10 protein-coding genes, 6 tRNA genes and 1 rRNA gene are annotated in these 18720 nt (G+C 27.2%); 3 read left to right on the forward strand and 14 right to left on the reverse strand.

Annotated features, from left to right (window positions below):
• The 9 genes from T314_RS0101520 to T314_RS0101560 all read right to left on the reverse strand — a co-directional run.
• Nucleotides 1-230 (reverse strand): 16S ribosomal RNA (locus T314_RS0101520); the annotation flags it as partial.
• 268 nt (nt 231-498) lie between these two features.
• A tRNA-Leu gene (locus T314_RS0101525) sits at nt 499-582 on the reverse strand.
• A 4-nt stretch (nt 583-586) separates the two neighbouring features.
• Nucleotides 587-662 (reverse strand) — tRNA-Lys (locus tag T314_RS0101530).
• 116 nt (nt 663-778) lie between these two features.
• A tRNA-Thr gene (locus T314_RS0101535) sits at nt 779-854 on the reverse strand.
• A gap of 8 nt (nt 855-862) precedes the next feature.
• Nucleotides 863-938, reverse strand: a tRNA-Val gene (locus T314_RS0101540).
• Between the two features lie 9 nt (nt 939-947).
• Nucleotides 948-1023, reverse strand: a tRNA-Glu gene (locus T314_RS0101545).
• An 8-nt stretch (nt 1024-1031) separates the two neighbouring features.
• Nucleotides 1032-1107, reverse strand: a tRNA-Asn gene (locus T314_RS0101550).
• Between the two features lie 148 nt (nt 1108-1255).
• Nucleotides 1256-2116 carry a bifunctional 5,10-methylenetetrahydrofolate dehydrogenase/5,10-methenyltetrahydrofolate cyclohydrolase gene (locus T314_RS0101555; RefSeq protein ID WP_029511893.1) on the reverse strand — a complete coding sequence of 287 codons (861 nt, stop codon included), beginning with the start codon at nt 2114-2116 and terminating at the stop codon, nt 1256-1258.
• A gap of 8 nt (nt 2117-2124) precedes the next feature.
• Nucleotides 2125-3801 (reverse strand): TrkH family potassium uptake protein, encoded by a 1677-nt coding sequence (locus tag T314_RS0101560; RefSeq protein WP_244147236.1) that lies wholly within the window; start codon nt 3799-3801, stop codon nt 2125-2127.
• Nucleotides 3802-3888: 87 nt separating this feature from the next.
• Between T314_RS0101560 and T314_RS0101565 the strand changes: the two genes are divergently transcribed.
• Nucleotides 3889-4803, forward strand: a complete 915-nt coding sequence (locus T314_RS0101565; protein WP_029511895.1) for a potassium channel family protein — start codon at nt 3889-3891, stop codon at nt 4801-4803.
• 78 nt (nt 4804-4881) lie between these two features.
• Nucleotides 4882-5331 (forward strand): hypothetical protein, encoded by a 450-nt coding sequence (locus tag T314_RS0101570; RefSeq protein WP_029511896.1) that lies wholly within the window; start codon nt 4882-4884, stop codon nt 5329-5331.
• Nucleotides 5332-5378: 47 nt separating this feature from the next.
• Here T314_RS0101570 and gatB read toward each other — a convergent pair whose 3' ends face one another.
• From gatB to T314_RS0101595, 5 genes are all read right to left on the reverse strand, one after another.
• Entirely contained in the window at nt 5379-6818 is a 1440-nt protein-coding gene (gatB, locus tag T314_RS0101575; RefSeq protein ID WP_029511897.1) for an Asp-tRNA(Asn)/Glu-tRNA(Gln) amidotransferase subunit GatB, read from the reverse strand.
• 1 nt (nt 6819) lies between these two features.
• The gene (locus T314_RS0101580; protein ID WP_029511898.1) at nt 6820-8268 is read right to left on the reverse strand and encodes an amidase family protein; all 1449 of its coding nucleotides are present in this window, start codon (nt 8266-8268) and stop codon (nt 6820-6822) included.
• Nucleotides 8268-8555 (reverse strand): Asp-tRNA(Asn)/Glu-tRNA(Gln) amidotransferase subunit GatC, encoded by a 288-nt coding sequence (locus tag T314_RS0101585; RefSeq protein WP_029511899.1) that lies wholly within the window; start codon nt 8553-8555, stop codon nt 8268-8270. Before T314_RS0101585 ends, T314_RS0101580 begins: the two co-directional genes overlap by 1 nt.
• A gap of 1 nt (nt 8556) precedes the next feature.
• Nucleotides 8557-10557 (reverse strand): NAD-dependent DNA ligase LigA, encoded by a 2001-nt coding sequence (ligA, locus tag T314_RS0101590; protein ID WP_029511900.1) that lies wholly within the window; start codon nt 10555-10557, stop codon nt 8557-8559.
• A 114-nt stretch (nt 10558-10671) separates the two neighbouring features.
• The gene (locus tag T314_RS0101595) at nt 10672-16074 is read right to left on the reverse strand and encodes an ABC transporter permease (protein WP_029511901.1); all 5403 of its coding nucleotides are present in this window, start codon (nt 16072-16074) and stop codon (nt 10672-10674) included.
• A 152-nt stretch (nt 16075-16226) separates the two neighbouring features.
• Here T314_RS0101595 and T314_RS0101600 point away from each other — a divergent pair, with 152 nt between their 5' ends.
• Nucleotides 16227-18716, forward strand: coding sequence for a lipoprotein (locus T314_RS0101600; RefSeq protein WP_084322454.1), 2490 nt, complete (start codon nt 16227-16229; stop codon nt 18714-18716).
• Nucleotides 18717-18720: the final 4 nt, after the last annotated feature.

The raw sequence follows: 18720 nt of genomic DNA on the forward strand, positions 1-18720 counted from the left end.
CATCCTCATCTTCTAGTGATCCAAACGGATCTTTGAATGTTTTCTCATGCGATAATAACATCCACATGCGGTATTACCTTTCGTTTCCAAAAGTTATCCCCCGCTAGAAGGTAGATTAGATACGTGTTACTCACCCGTTCGCCACTGAGGTGCAAGCACCTCCGTTCGACTTGCATGTATTAGGCATGCCGCCAGCGTTTATCCTGAGCCAGGATCAAACTCTCATTTTAAATTACTGTTTTGATTCTGACTATTATATTTTTTTGTATATTATTCTGTACTCAATTTGAAATTGTTACAGGATTGTACAATTGTTGTTCTATTTAGTTTTCAAAGATCATTTGTTGCCTTTTAAGGGCACAATAATTAATATACACTATTTTGTTTTTCAATGCAATCTTTTTTTTACATTTTTTTAGAATATTTTTTTATAGAAGTTTTAGTGATATTTGCAAATAAAAAAACTAGCAATTTTTGTATACTAGTTTTGTTTTCTTATGGTGCGGGATAAGGGACTCGAACCCTTACGTCGAAGACGCTAGATCCTAAGTCTAGTGCGTCTGCCAATTCCGCCAATCCCGCAGGATGGTGACTCGCCGGAGGCTCGAACTCCGGACCCACTGGTTAAAAGCCAGTTGCTCTACCGACTGAGCTAGCGAGTCATTAACTTTGGACAATAAAAATAATATCATTTATTTTTTAATTAATCAATGTAATAAATAAAATAATAATTTAATCAAAAATAAAAGCACCAATGGTGCCATTTAAATGTTGATAATGGTGCTGACTAGAGGATTTGAACCCCCGACCTACTGATTACAAGTCAGTTGCTCTACCAACTGAGCTAAGTCAGCATAAAAAATGGTGGAGTGCAACGGGCTCGAACCGCTGACCGCCTGCTTGTAAGGCAGGAGCTCTCCCAACTGAGCTAGCACTCCAATAATAAATGGTAGCCTGTACGGGGTTCGAACCCGTGTGTCCACGGATGAAAACCGTGTGTGTTAACCGCTTCACCAACAGGCCAAATGTAATGGCGGCTTTTACAGGACTTGAACCTGTGACAAACCGGTTAACAGCCGGTTGCTCTACCAACTGAGCTAAAAAGCCAAATACAAATTTATTGGTTATATATTTAATTTTGTTATCCATCAAAGGACAATAAAAATCTTATCATATAAAAAATAAGTTGTAAATAAAATTTAATAATTTTTATTATTTTTTAATTTTTGTATAAAAAAACGCCAATTAAGCGTTTTTATTTTGATTTATTAATATGTTTTTCATATAACATAAATGTATTTTCCATTAATGTAATAACTGTCATTGGACCAACACCACCTGGAACAGGAGTTATATAACTAGATTTTAGTTTAACACTTTCAAAATCAACATCACCAACAAGTTTATTTGTAACTGGATCTCTAATGATTCCAACATCAATAATTACTGCATCTTTTTTTATCATATCTTTTGTAATAATAAATTGTTTTCCTGTAGCACTAATAATAATATCTGCATTAATTGTATGATCTTTAATATTTTTAGTATTCTTATTACACATTGTTATAGTTGCTTGATTATTCAATAACATCATACCTAAAGGTTTACCAACTATATTACTTGTTCCAATTAAAGTTATATCTTTATTCTTAACATTTATATTGTACTCTTCTAATAAGTTAATTATTCCTAAAGGTGTACATGGGTAAACTGTATCATAACCTTGTAACATTTTGCCTTGGTTAATATAGTGGAATCCATCAACATCTTTTGATGGCGTAATTGCTTGTAAATAATCTTCTTCAATAAAATCAATAGGTAATGGCAATTGAAGCAAAATACCATCTATATTTTGATCATTATTTAATTCATTTATTTTATTGTACAACTCTTCCTTTTTAATATCTTTATCAAATCTTAAAAGCTCTGAATAAATCCCAACTTCATTAGCTACTTTAATTTTATGAGAAACATAAACTTCACTTGCATGATCATTACCAACCATAATAACAACTAATTTAGGTTTTCTTAAACCTTTATTGTGATATTTTGAAATCTTAGCAGTTAACTCTTTTTTTCTTTTTGATGCTACTTTTTTTCCGTCTAAAATAATCATAATATCACCTACCCTATAGTTACGTTTTCTTCTAAATATTTAAAGTTTGTTTTTCTTGATGGTTTAATAAATGCTAATAACGTATTTGATATTCCTAATTGTCCTAAGAACATACATAAAATAATTAACAATTTAGTTAATACACCAAAATTATACATCTGATGTTGTGTAAATGGATTCATTCCTACCGTTCCATATGCACTAGTTATTAAAGTTAAAATTTGAACAATACTTGCATCACCTTGATTTTGCACAAGTTCTCCAGCAACTCCGTTTTCAATTCCTGGTGTTAAGAATCCATTTGAATCAAAATAAATTAAAATAATAACAATAGTTAAAATAAATACTGAAATAAAGAATACTGAAAAGCTTCTTCTTACAGTTTCTGCAGGAATTACTTTTTTAAAAGCACTTGTATAACTTTTATTTCTAATAATTGCTCATGTTGAAAGTAAAATGATAGCAAATGTTGTTGTTCTAATACCCCCTGCGGTTGAAGAAGGGGCAGAACCAATAAACATTAATGAAGATAATATCGTTTTAGAAGATGCATTAAAATCATTTATTGGTACTGTTGAGAAACCTGCGTTTCTACAAGCTGTTGTATTAAATATTATATCCATAGCAACAGCAAAGGTTGGTTTTGCTTCAGTTACAATTACATTAATTGGCATTTGAGTTAACGGATCAACATTATATGTATAGTAATTAAAAATTAATGAGTTTGTTTGATTTGAATATTCACTAAGAAAAATTAATAAAGGTCCAACGACAAATAGTGTTGAGTAAACTCAGAAATTTAATTTTGTAAATAAACTAAATTTTACTTTTTGACCAACTCTTCTAGCTCTCATTTTTTTCTTAATATCATGGAACGTTGGATATCCTAATCCCCCAATAACTCATTCAAGTAAAAAAACTATTTGAATAGCATAAGCTTGATGCCCTTCAACATTATATGGCTGCAATGAATTTGTAGAGAGTAAATCAAAACCAGCATTATTAATAGCACTTGTTGAGTGAAAAATAGCAAATCAGATTGATTTTATAAAGTTATGATATGGTGATACAACATTTAATTCATTTCCATTTAATGACTGAGTTCCTGGTTCAGAAAAGAAAAATAAAAAGAATAAAACCCCTGCTGCAATCAATTGAATAAAAGTTAAAAATATAAATCCATCTTTGATTAATTCAATTGTTGAAGATTTAACATCATTTCCACGCTCAGATTGAGCAACAACAGTATCATTAAGTGATATTTTTTTATTAATAGAAATAAATAAAATAATTTTTAAAGTTAAAACACCAATCCCACCCATTTCAATTAGAATAAGTAAGATTAATTGTCCTCAAAAAGTATAGTCATGTGAAGGATCAATAATATTAATACCAGTATCACTAAAAGCACTTGATGCTGTGAAAATACCTGTTAAATAATCTCATCTGAAATCATATCCATTTAAATCATTATTGACAACAATTCCTGGTATACATAATAAGAAACCACCAAATAAAACTATAAATAAATAAATTAAAAATATTCTTCCTGATACTTTAGACAATGGTCATCAAGTTTTTAATTTTAAAAAAGCTTTATGGGGATCAAATTTATTTTTTTGTTCTTTATTTTTTTTAAAGTGTAGTCATTTAGATTTATTGGACTTATTTGTGTTGGTAGACATTTGATTACCCCCATTCATAGTAATTATTATACAATTTAATTATTACAAATGTATAATTATTAAAGTATCAAAGAAGGTGTATATTAAATGGCAAAGAAAAAAAGTATTGCAATTATTGGAGTATCGAACTTCAGTTTATCAGTAATTAAAACACTTGTTGATAAAAAACAGCAAGTTACAGTTTTTGATTATGATGAGGATAAACTTAACTTGCATTTATCAGAATATGAATATGGTGTTGATGTAATTGTTTTAGATTCAACTAATAAAATGGCATTAGCTAAAAATGGAATTAAGGCATATGATGTTGTTATTGTTGGGGTTGGAACTAATATTGAAGCGGGATTAATGACAGTTTTAAATTTAATTGACTTAGAATGTGAAAATGTTATAGCAAGAGCACGAGATGAAAAACACAAAAGAATACTTACAGCTTTAGGTTTAAGTGAAAACCAAATTATTCTTCCTGATGCTTTAGCTGGAAACATAGTTGCTGCTAGATCAATGTTTAATATTGATCTAGATGTAGACGTTCAATCTATTGATGAAGATTTTGTATCAACAACTTTAAGTGTTGCAAATCACAATATCTTTAATAAAACAATTTTAGCAGCTGGGCTTTCAACTTCAAAAGATTTTAATATTATTCAAATAAGACGTAAGGGTAAAATATTATTACCAGATGATTACACTGAATTAAAAGAAAACGATGATGTTGTGGTTTTTGCAAGAACAACAGTAATTAATGAGCTGGCTGAAAAAATTCAAGGTGGTTCTAAAGATAAAAAAGAAAATAATGAAGAACTTATAATCTTCGAAGAACTTGAAAATGACAATAACAAAAATAATAAAACATCTAATGACAAAAATAAGGATGATGATTTATTTGATTCAACAGCTGCAGATGATTTATTTGATTCAATTATTTTTGATGACAATATTAATGAAACAATTGATGTTACAAATGAAGAAAAAAATAAAAAGGCTTTAAAAAATAAATAGAAGTAGTTATTAATTAACTACTTTTTTTATTAAAAATTACTAAAATTTCTTTATAATCTTAAACAAGGAGGAAGTTTTATGAAAGAATGAGCTAAAAAGAATTTATGATCTTTAGTTTCAGTTGTTGCAGCTGTAGCTTTTGCTGTTTTAGTAATTATCACAATCTTTGGGATTGGATTAGGTGCTAAACAAGGCGGATCAGTTATTAAATATGGAGCTGTTGGATTAGAAGAATTACACAAAAGTGTTAACAGTATGATTTCAGCAGCTTTAGCATTAGCATGTATAGCAATAGTTCCTGTAGTTATTAGATTAATTTTAGGAATCTTAGGTATTGATGCTTTTGCTAGATTATTTAACTCAGCTTCAGTTGGACTTGCGCTTGTTTCAGTTATTTTATTAATTGTTGGTAACATCACATTATTAAATGCTGAAGGAGTAAAAGTTGCAGTTGGATCAATCATAGGTTTCTATGTTGTTATAATCTTAGGTTTCTTAGTTTTAACTGGGCCAATAGTTAGAAAATAATTATAAAAGAAAAATGAAGCGCACGCTTCATTTTTTTTACTTTATTTTTACTTTATTTTATTTTCAGCTAATTTAATAATAATATTCATACCAGCTTCTGGATTTACATTACCACCAGTTACTTTCATTAATTGACCCATTATTGTTTTTGTAACTCTTTCTGGTCTTTCAGAATATTGTTCAAGTAATTCTAAATTGGCATCAATAATCGGATTAACTAAAGCAGCTATTTCAATTTCATCACTAATCATTTTTATGTTTAACTCTTCAACTATTTCAATAACTGATTTTGATGAGTCTTTCATAATGATTGGCAAAATTGTTTTTGTATGTTTTGATGATATAACTGATTGATCAACTAAATTAATCATTTCAGCCAAATGAGATGGCAATAATGCTAATTTATCAATTGTTGTATTTTCATTATTTAATTGCGCTTGGATGTCACTTATTAAAATATTCACAACTTTTGTATAGTTGTTTGTAAATTTAATAGTTTCTTCAAAAAATTCAGTCATTTCAATACTTGTTAAAATAATGTTTGCATCATTAATTGATATTTTATAATCATTAGCATATTTAATTCTCTTAATATCAGCTAACTCAGGTGAATTCTTAATACAATCTTCAACTCATTCTTTTTTTAACTGAATTGGCATAATGTTTGGTTCTCTAAAATATTTATAATCTAAAGCATCAGATTTACTACGCATTGAAACTGTTGAGTTTGTTGTGTCATCAAATCTACGAGTTTCTTGAATAATAATTTCATTACTTAACATTAATTTTGTTTGACGCTCAACTTCGAATTCAATTGCTTTTTTAATATTTGAAATTGAATTTAGGTTTTTAACTTCTACTTTATTAGAAAATTCTTGAGTTCCAAAAGGTCTAATAGAAATGTTAACATCAGTTCTTAAACTACCTTCATTCATTTTTACATCACTTACTTTTAAAAATAGTAAAACTTCTCTCAATTTCTCTACATAAGCACAAGCTTCATCAGCACTTCTTAAAACTGGTCTTGTAACAATTTCAACTAAACCTGTTCCAGCTCTATTATAGTCAATATATGTTAAGTCATTTTTATGAATTTGTTTTGCTGTATCTTCTTCCATGTGAAGTCTTTCAATATCAACTTCTTTTGTTAGACCATTAACATTAATATTTAATTTTCCATTTTTACCAATTGGATTATATTGTTGTGTAATTTGGTATCCTTTTGTTAAATCAGGGTAAAAATAATTCTTACGATCAAATTTAACTAAAGTATCTATTTCCATATTTAAAGCATTACAAGTTCTAATTGCTAATTCAATTCCCTTTTTGTTAATTGTTGGTAAACTTCCAGGGTAAGCCATATCAGTTTCATTAACATTTGTGTTTGGAGTTTCTCCATAACTTACTGGAGCAGATGAAAACATCTTAGATGTAGTTTTTAATTCAACATGATTTTCAATACCAATAACTATTTCAAAATTTCTCATCTTAATCCTCCACTATTTCGTTTTTAATACCAATTATATCTTCAAGTAATTTAGCTGCTTGTAAACATAATAGATCTTCTTTTGGTTTTGTATTTATATTAATTCCTATACCAAGTTTTCCTTCTTTTACAAAAGGAATTGTGATTGATGGTGAACCATTGAAGTTTGCTAAAGTTAATATATCACTTAAGTATTCTTTTTCAGGACTTACATTAATTTTTCTTTCATCAATTAATGGGGCTACATTATCAGTTGGGGGAATAATTAAAATATCAGTTTTACTAAATACTCTATTTAATTCTTCTACAATTAATCTTCTTACTTGTTTAGCTTTGTTTAAGTAAATTGTTTGATTTTCTTTGTTTAAATTTAATGCTCCAACAAGGAATCTTTGTTTAACTTCATTACCAAAACCTTCAGTTCTTGAATTAGTGATTATTTCAACATAATCAGAACCAGCAGCTCTTTGTCCAAATTTAATACCATCTAAGTTTGCATTAGTTGATACAGATTCACTAAATGAAATCATTTTATAAATAGCTGATAATGAATCTAGTAATTCTTGGTTAAACTGAACTTCAATTACTTCATACCCTTTTGATTTTAAAGTTTCAAATAACTGGTAATATGAATTTTTTAGTTGTTCATTTAAATCATCAATGACTTTTTTAATATATCCGAATTTAACTGATTTATTAATATTAGAAATATTATCTAACATATCTATAGATTTATTTTCATGACTTGTTGCATCTTTAACATCATAACCAAAAGTAGCGTCACAAACTACTGCCATATCTTCTACATTTCTAGTAAAGAAACCAACAGTATCTAAACTTGGAGAATAAGGTAATAAACCATATCTACTAATTGCTCCATATGATGGTTTAAAACCAACTATGTTGTTAAAAGAAGCCGGCTTTCTGATTGAATCCCCAGTATCACTACCTGTTGCAAATGGAACAATACCTTTTGCTACTAAATAAGCACTACCACTACTACTTCCACCAATAATTCTATTGCTATCTGCAGGATTTGTTATTATTCCATTACATGAATAAAGTCCAACCCCACCCATTCCTAATTCATCAAGAGCAGCTTTACCAATTAGAACAGCTCCTTTATCTTCTAATTTTGAAATAGAAGTTGCATTAAATGGTGGAATATACCCTTTTAAAATATTAGATGAAGAAGTTGTTTCAAGTCCTTTTGTTGCAAAGTTATCTTTTGCAAAGTAAGGAATTCCATACAATAAAGAATCTACGTTTGATACTTTTTCCATTTCTTTAGAAAAAGCAATAGCATTTTCTTCATTCATTTTGTTTATAGCATTAGACGATTTAACTTTATTAGCTTCAGATATTACTGCATTAGTTAACTCTAAAATAGTTATTTCTTTATTAATAATTTTATTATGTAATTCTATAATTGATAAATTTTTGTAATTCATTATTTAACCACCTTTTTAATTGTGACAAAATCACCCTCTGAAGTTGGTGCGTTTGACAATATTTTTTTTTGATCTATAGTTGTTGTTTCTTCATCTTCTCTTAAATATGAATGAATATCATCATAAGGATAAAATAATGGTTTAACATTTGTTGTATCGATTTTTAATACTTTTGCAAATTCTTTTTTTAAATCTTCTTGTTTAGCTACAATCTCTTCAATTTCTGCATCTGAAAATCTTAACATTGAATCTTGAGCTAACTCTTCATAGTACTTTTTATCTTTCATTTTATTCTCCTTTTAGAATTGCAAAGAACTCTTCTTCATTAATAACTTTAACGTTTAATTCTTCAGCTTTTGTTAATTTACTTCCAGCATTTTCTCCTGCTAAAACATAATCAGTTTTTTTTGAAACAGAACCTATAACTTTACCATTGTTTAATTCAATTATATCTTTAAAATAATCTCTAGATTCTGATAGTGTACCTGTTATTACAAAAGATTTTTCACTAATTGTTGATTCGGTATTTTTAGCTTGACCCAAATATTCAAAATTAACATCAAATGATTTTAATTCATTAATTAATTGTAAATTAGACTCAATTTTAAATCAATCTACAATCGACATAGCCAACACTTCTCCAACTGATTCTATTGAACTTAATTCTTCATATGTAGCATTTTTTAGATTATCAATATTTTTATATATTTGAGCTAAAGTTAGAGCAGTCTTAGAACCAACGTGTCTAATACCTAAACCAAATAAAGTTTTTTCAAATGAATTATTTTTAGATTCTTTAATCGAAGCAATTAAGTTTTCAAAACTTTTTTCTCCAAATTTTTCAAAATTAATTATATTTTCTTTATGTTCTTCAACTTTAAAAATATCTGCAATATTTGTTATTAATTTTTCTTCAAATAATTTTTTAATTGTTTGACCACCAAGACCAACTATATTTGCAGCACCTCTACTTGCAAAATGTTCTAAACTTCTTAATATTTGCGCTGGACAGTTAAAGTTAACACAAAATTGATCAACCTCTGTTGAAGTTTTTTCTAAAAGTTCATTACATGCAGGACATTGAACATCTTTTTCTCAAATTGGTAATAAATCAAAATTTTCATCTTTAATAGCACTAATAACTTCAGGAATAATATCTCCTGCTTTTTTTACTTTAACAATTGAGTTTATTCTAAGGTCTTTTGCCATTATATACTCAGCATTGTTTAATGATGCTGCAGAAACTGTTGTACCAGCAATTTGTACAGGTTCTAACTTAGCGTTGTATGTAATTTTACCAGTTCTTCCAACAGTGGGGAATATGTCTAATAATTTAGTTTGTTTAACTTCAGCTGGGAATTTATAAGCAATTGCTCATTTTGGTGTTTTTGCTGTGTATCCAACTTCTTCTTGTAATTTTTTATCGTTTAGTTTAAATACAATACCATCTATTTCATAATCTAATTCGTTTCTTTTTTTAGTGTAATATTCAATGTATGATTTTACTTCTTCTAATGTCTTACAAATCTTAGTTTCTTTATTGATTTTTAAACCTAAATTCTTTATTTGATTAATAGACTCATACTGTGTATTAATTGGGTTATTTTCATTAAAATAATAATAAAGATACGCATCAAGATTTCTTTCAGCAACTATTTTAGAATCTAATTGTCTTAAAGTTCCAGCTGCTGCATTTCTTGGGTTAGCAAAAAGTTGTTCACCATTCAATAATCTTTCTTCATTAATTTTTGCAAATTCTTTTTTACCTAAAAAAACTTCTCCTCTAATTTCAATTTCATCTTTTGAAGGTATTGATAATGGTATTGATTTAATTGTTTTTACATTTGTTGTAACATTCTCACCGACTTTACCATCACCACGAGTTATACCTTTTTGTAATACACCACCTTTATAAATTAAAGATATTGATAAACCATCAATTTTTAGTTCTGCAGTATATTCATTGTTTTCTGTGTCTGTAACTTTTGCAACTTGTTTATTGAAGTTAATGAACTCATCTCAAGAAAAAATATCACCAAGACTTAACATTGGATATTTATGTGTGTGTTTTTCAAATTTATCACTTATTATTCCACCAACTTTTTGAGTTATAGAATCAGATGTTATTAATTCAGGAAATTGATTTTCAAGATCAATAAGTTGATGAATGGTTTTGTCATATTCAGCATCATCAACACTTGGATTATCTAAAACATAATACTGTTTTGCTCATTCATTAAGTTTTTCACGTAAATCATTAATTAACTTGCTTGCTTGTTCTTTTGTCATGATGCTCCTTTATATCTATAATATTATAAACTTTTTTATATGTTTTTGGTTTATGGTTTCAAGAGTTAAACAACAAAAAAACAGAACAAAGTCTGTTTTAAAATTTTTTATTAACTAAGTTAATGTTTTTAACTCATCTTTAATTGGTTTTCTTAAAGAGAAAGTAAAGGCTAGTACAAACATAATTATAATACTTAATAAGATTAATGGTGTTGCTCATCAATTAGTTATCAATGGAATAAATATTCCGAATTTTTGAGCTTGAATCATCAATGAACCTAACAATCATTTACCAACAAGATAACCAATCAATACAAATATTGTTGATATAACAGCTGGTATAAGTATGGTATTTAAAATTGTTTCTTTATTTGAGTATCCTAATGCTTTCATCGTTACCATGAATCGGTGATATTTCATAATGTAGACATCTGAAATAATTGTTATGATTAACACTGAAATTATTATAATTCCTGTAATTAAGAACAATGCTACAAGTAAGATAGATTCACTAATGCTTATTATCATACCCAATTGAGTACTTACTAAATCAATTTTATTGTAAGTCATACCTAAAGTTTCTTCAATTCTATCTGTGCTTCCTTGAAGAGCGAATACACCTGGAGAATCAACCATAATCCCTTTAACTCCACCAGTTATTCCATAAGCTTCATCAAATGAAGAGAATTTTGAATTGAAATCTCTATTCTGTAGAACTTTTCTATAAGCTTCTTGGTCAGTGATTTCATATTTATTCATTAAATCATCTTTCATGAAGAAAGTTTTATTTTCTCTCATCATGTTTAATTGTTCTATTGGATTTCTCATTGAATTAACTGTTATTGTATGATCACCACTTGTGATTTGCCCATTTGGTATTTGTTTAACTGGATCACCATAAAAATCATAGTCTACTGGCAAGTATTTCTCTGTAGATTTATTTGTTAATAAATTTAGAATATCTTGATCAGCAATAACAATATTTCCATTGTATGTTTGAATAGTATCAACAGATTGCATTCTAACATCACTTAAAAATGATGGAAGTTTGTTTGAAACAGTAACAACTGCATCTGAACTTGATCCACTAGCAACAATTTTGTCACTTGCTCAAGTGTAAATTTGTTGTAAATCAGTATCAATATTTTGAATTCAACCTTTTCTGTTAGGATCAGTAATTTTTCTACTGTAATTTAAACTAAATGGTGAAATTCATTCTCATTCAGTTTGATTTGCATATTCAGAACCTCAAGCTTTTTTTACTTCTTCTGGAACATAAGCGTTTGACACAGAACCATGTCATATATCAATATTAGATCTTCAATCATGTGATTCATTTTTTGATGTTTTACTTGTGTTAGCGTTTTTTCCGTTTAAAAGAGAATCTATATCAGTTAAGTTTCTAGGTACAAATAATTTTAAGTTATTATAGTGATAGTATGGTCTTATTTCAAAATCAAGACCATCAATATTATATTGATCATTAACAATACTATTAATAAATCATTTTGATTGGTCATTTAGTGATGTTATGTTTCCATTGTCATCATATCTAAATTGTTTAGTATATGTTAGTTTATTTGGATCTATTTTTGAAGGATTAATTCAATCTTCTTCATTTTTCATATTTAAATCACTACTAAATAAGTTTTGATTATTTGTTATTTCTCTATTGTCATATATTCAAGCATTTTTAGGAACTTCTTTACCTCCAATTGAAAGAGTTTTATAACTCATTCCTTGAATTGGAACTGATTTGTTTAAGTTTTGTTGTTTATAACTTTTTAGATTTGTTACAACAGGTATATTCAATACTTTTGCATTTGAATCATATATTTTGAAACCATCATTTAAATAAATATCTCCACCTGTATAATTTTCTTTGTCATTAAATAATACATTTAATTTATCAATTGTTTCTTGGTCTTTAATAAACACTTTATCATCATCAATTGAATCTAAATTATAAACAGTTTGGTTATCTTTTAATCCATTTACATTTACAAAATTGTTATTCATTTGTGTATATACGTCTGTAGATAATGTTTCAATTCCAGGAGTATAATTTTCTGCATTAATAGAAATCCCAAATTGAGAAGCTCTATTAGGTGAATCTTTTAAGTATTGTTGTCCTACATTTGGTAAAAATGCTAGTGCTAATAAAATTAAATCCTCTTTTCAAGTTGTGTTTGTTGGTCTTTCAATAGTAGGCAGACCTTGATCATTTGAATTTGCTAAAGCTTCCATAGCTACTTGTAAAGCCATTTGAATGAATTCAATACTTCCTTTTGCAGAGTTTTTCTTCATTTCTCAAATATTTTGTAATGTATTTGGGTTTATTTGTTGACCATCAAAATATGATTTTCCTGTATTTGGATTTATTTCAGCATTTCAGATATAACTTGATATTTTTTCAAATTCTCCTGCTGAAATTGTTATTCCATTTAAGTTACCTAATTGTCCAATTACAGGCATTGCCATTTTTAATAATTTTGACGTATCATCTCTTGTCAAAGAATTTTCATCAAATATTCATTTTTCAGTTCAATTTAATTCATCTTTTGTTCATTGTCCATTTGTTCATCCTTCACCTAATAAAATAGGAGGGAATATACTACTATCTCAACTTGAATCTGTGTAATACTTATTGTTATCAAAGTAAATATCAGATATTTGATCTTTTGTTGAAGTTCCTAAAAGAGTTTTTGGTTCTTGATAAAGTTCTTCTGTTGTAGGTAAACCTCTTGAAGCTGTTAATGAAGCTTTAGCTGTTGGTAATCCAGTCAGTTGGTCTTGCATTACATATTGATTATTATATTGATAGTATTTTCCAGCATCTCTTATATACACGTTAAGCATAGAAGGAGTAAGCACTGAGAAAGTTATAACAAATGTTGTAATTAAAGCTGTAAAACTTATCATAGCTATTTGTTTAGAACCTCTTAATGATATTTTAAGTGGGAATCTAAATTTGAAATCCATTATATTAATAACATTTAATTTTCTTGGCAATCAATTTCTAACTTTTCTTTGTTGGCTTTCTTTATTGATAATTTGCATAACATCTTTTGAAACTAATAAGAACGCAATGAAATAACTCAATATTAATGATCCAATTCCAAAAACAACTAATAGAATTAGTAAAATTTTATAATCAAACACAAATTCATATAGCGTTGTTGAAAAATAGGTAGCAAAAACTTTGGTAATTATTTCTTGAAAGAATCCTGCTGCCAATCATGCTAACGGAACTATTATAAATAATAAAATTATTGAATATCCAATATATGATAATGACAGTCTGTATGAATCTACACCTTTAGCTTTTAAGAAACCAATTTGGCTTGAGTTATGATCGATTGTTTTTTTAATTCCAAAAATAATTGAAACAAAAGACATGATTAATACAAGAATAGAAGTAACAATTGAAATAATTGTTACAATTTCTAACATTTTGGGTTGTAGTGTTCAATTTAAATTAAAATATGTTTTTTCAAATAATTTGATTTCATTAGCTGATTTTTTATCTCCAAAACTTAAACTTTCATTCTTTGAGTCTATAAAACTTTCAGATAATTTTGATTTATTTGATAAAAGAGATGAATCAAAATTAGACATTCTTTTGCCAATAGTTTTTTTATCTTTTAAATTATCTCTAATGAAATAATAAGTTGTGAATGTTACGTCTTTTTCATTACCATTCTTCATTATTTCGTTAATTACATATTTTGGTGCATAAACAATAACTGAGTTTGCAACGTCACTTAAAGGTACTTCAGGATCAACAAGTGGATAGTATGTAAGTGCATCACTACCAAAACCAGAAATAATAAAGTTTGAGTTTCCTATTTTTATTTTGTCTCCAACAGAATAGCCATTTTTAAATGCATATTGCTGTGAAATTACAATTTCACTTGAATGCATAACCGGTAAGCCAGCAGTAACTTTGAAGTTATAATCGTAATTATCATCTGTTACAACAAATCTAAAATTAGTTTTTGTATTTCTGTCATACATAAATGCTTCTTCTCTTAAATATAACTCCAAATCATTTATTTCAGCAGCCATTTTTTGATGAAAAATATTATTTGAATAAATATTTGATCAATCATACATTGTTGCGTATTTTGATGCATCATACTCATAGTCATATTTTTTACCTGTATTTTGATTTTCTCATTTTTGACTTAAATCATTTTTTTCTCAAGGATTTAGTAAATTCATTGTAGAAATAGAATATTCATTATATTCCTCATCTTTTTTAATTGTTGTTGGGTTTGCTAAACCTCTTAATCCATCTTTTTTAGCGTCTAAATTATTCCCAATTATTTGATTATCCATACCTTTTATTTGATAAGTGTTTTCTGCATTCCCATATTCAACAATAAACTTAGGATTTAAAGTTTTTTCAGCCAAGTTTCTTCCAAAAATATATTCAAAAGTTAGTTCATTATTATAATTTGAAATTGATTCAACAGTTTCATTAGATTTGCCAGTAATTTCACTAGTACCATAAGATGTGTGTAATTCCATGAATATTTTCATTTCATGTGTTTGTTCTGCCATTTCATTAAATTCTGTTACATAAAATTTTGATTTTTCTTCGTCGCTTCCTGGAATATTTCAATTAAAATTAATTGATTTTGCAGTTCTTGCATAAGAATTACTTAAAAACTGATTGATTTGATATGTTATAAAATACCCTACTGATTCTAGTGCATTATAAACATAAAGTTGAAATTCTCCTAAACTAGATACATGTTTTTTATATTCTGAAATTCAATCAAAATTATTTGTTTGATTAAGATTAATTGGAACTTCAATTTTTTTAAAATCTTTTTCTACTTTTAAATCATTTGCTTTTCAATATTTATAAATTAATGATTGAGCAAATGACTCATTAGGTTCATCAAGTAATAATTCATTATAAAGAGTATCTGAGATTTCTTTAACTATTAAATAAGTCATTGAAGCATAAACATGAAAGTAGTCACCACCACCAAAATTTTCTAAATTAGAACCAAAGTTTGTTTTAAAACTTTGTGGGTAATATAAGAATTCACCTTTATTAGGATTTGACTTCAAAAGTGAAAAATTTCTTCAAGAATTATATCATGGAATACCATTTCAAACATTTTGCATAGCTTGTGTTGGTTTACCAGTGTTTTGATCAAAAAATGTTTTTGTTATTAAGTTTTCTTCATAACCCTCTGTTTTAATTCCATGGTTATTTAAAACAACATTAAAAGAATCATGAATTGATTTATTATCTTGAACAAAATAATTTGTTGAAGTAGGCATCAAGTCTAGGATTGGTAATAATGTTTTATTTGATGTTGATAAATTTGATTCACTAGCTTTAGTAGAATATGAATAATCAAATTTTTCATAATTTCTTACAATGTCATCATATGACTTATTCATTCTAGAATTTAAGCTTGTTGTTGAAGCCAAATAAAAAGACGCAAAAAAAGAAAGCAGTACAACCACAATGAATTGAATCTTAAATTTGAACATACTTCTTATCCCTTGCTTAAATAAAAGTCATGTTATTTTCATAGCGTTTTCCCCAACTATAAGTGTTTTCACATATTAATATTTTATATTAATCATGTATGTTTAGTGTAAAAAAGCTTCAAAAAGTGTAAAATTATTTTATTATGGTAGGAATGAAAAAATTAATTTCTTTGATTGGTGCAGCTTCATTAGCAACAACACCAGCAATGGCGGTAGTATCTTGTAAATATATAGATACAATTCAAAAAAGTATAGATAATAAATTAGCAGAAGTAATCTCTTCAACGTCTAATTATTTTAAAGGTGCTATTTTAGCCAATTCCGAAGATTACAATGGTCAATCAGTTGATAAATATATTTCTAAGTTAAAAGTTGGGGATTTAACAAGTAATTCAAAAGATACAACATCTATGGCTAAAATATTTGACACTTTCTTAGATACAAAACAATCAAGTGAATATATGAAAAATGAAGTATATAGCAAAGAAGAGTTCGATAGACCAGCTACTGGAAATGGTGCTAGTGAATTAATAAGCACTATCCAAAAAGCTTACAATGAGATTTATAAATTAATTGGCGTGACTTTCGATCCAACTTTATGAAATACTGCATTGCCTTTATTATTAGATTCATTAAAAGCTGATAATATTTCTTCAATTCAAAAAGTTATGCCTAAAATTTCAAGTAGTTTACAAATAATGAAAGACGTTAAAGTTCCTAATTACAATGAATTAATTAAATTAGGTGTTGAAACTAATTTAGACTTAAAAATTTATTTCTCAAATGAATTGACTTCTTTTGTTGCTAACTTGTTTAGCGTTGAAATAGAAAAACCTTTTGTCATTAGTGAAAATAAAGATAATATAAATGAAAAATACTATGCACATAATTCTAGTGTTTGAAAATTAATAATTAAAAAAATGAACAGTAAGGATGCTGAGAAACCTGAAATTAATTTTACAAGTCAAAGCTTAGCTCTACTTATGAATGCCTTATTTGGAATAAACTGATATATTCAAAATTTTACAGCTGATGAATACAATTTACATTCTGATGAAATGCTGGATGATAATCACATATTTTCTACTGATAAAACTAACTTAGAAGTAATTCATGAAGTAAACTCTTCAAAAATTGACAAAGAAATTATTAACTCAACTAATGTAGATGGTTTAATGCAATTTATCTATGATTTATTTTCTGGTGAAAAAGATAAAGAATCTTTTAAACTACTTAGAACTTTTAAAATACTTTTCCAAGTTGATGATGATATAACTGTTAAAAATCAAAAACTTGATTTCAATACTAAAATAATTAAATTTGGAAGTAAAACATTAGATTTTAAAATTGGTGAATGAGGTTCAAATGGTAAAACAGAAAATGGAGCATTAAATACATTTTTAAGTTCTTCACTAGATGGTTTTGTGAAAGGATATACCGCTTCTTTTGATCCTGATGGTGGAATAATGGATTTCTTAAATTCTATCGGAATGGGTTCTGAACAAATAGGCGGAGTAGTTTCAGGTTTAATTAGTTCTGTTTTAACGGGTATTGATATGGATCATTTCTTTGAAACATTTGTAGAACAAATAAATACTTCATTAGAAAATTTATTAAATTGATCTTTCATAAAGGGTAAATCTTTAGAAGAACAAATAAAATCTATTCAAAAATCTATTGATACTAAAGTTAAACCAATAATTGATAGTTTATTAAATTCTGAAGCTCCTTTTACAAATAAATTTTTAGGATATTTAGTTAATACAGACATAAGAAAATTAATGGAAATTTTTGGATTAGAAAATAGTTTACCTGTTCAATTACCTAAAATTTCATTAAAACAAATAATCGATATTCAATTAACTAAAACTTTAAAACTTAGTGATTTATTAAGACTAGGTGCAAAAGGGACAAGTTATTTAATTGCATTATTAGGTAAAGGTGTTGCTCCGAAAATAGTTAACATTGCAGATGCTTTCAATGATACTTCTCTTTTCTTAGATCCTGAATTTAAAATTGTAAATAGCCAAAGCACTCTTCAAACTTTAGGTGACATCAAAATATCTCAAGATTTGATTTTTAAAAATGAAGATGGTAAGGAATACACTTACATCTTAGCATTAGCTACAGCGCTTTCTAGTAAAGATAATACTGGTATCAGTATTACAATACCAGGTGGCAATAAGTTTGGTTTAAAAACCACAAAAACTTTTACAAATAAAGATGGTCTTAAATGAATAATGGGTCTTGGAGTTGAACTTGATAATGGTGTAATTGACTATAATCAATTTAGACCAGGAACAATACTTTATTCTATTGGAACATTATGAAACGATGAAACTGGTAATTTGATTACTGGAATAATGTCAGGAATAAATGATATTTTAAAAACTATAGCAGATATCTTTGATAACAAACAAAATCAATCTTACTTAGAAGATTTAAATTACATTCATTATAAAACTAAAATGATTAGCTATGAAAACTTCAGAGATAGTAAAAAAGATAGTCACGTAACATATGAAATTAATTATAAAAATGGAATAGTTAATAATACATACGTTGTTAAATTATTACTTCCAAGTAGTGATCAAGAAGAAGTAAATGTTAAATACAAAATTGAAGCCTTTTATAAAAAATAAAAAT

Source organism: Mesoplasma grammopterae ATCC 49580, assembly GCF_000701525.1.
GTDB classification, from domain to species: Bacteria; Bacillota_I; Bacilli_A; order Mycoplasmatales; family Mycoplasmataceae; genus Mesoplasma; species Mesoplasma grammopterae.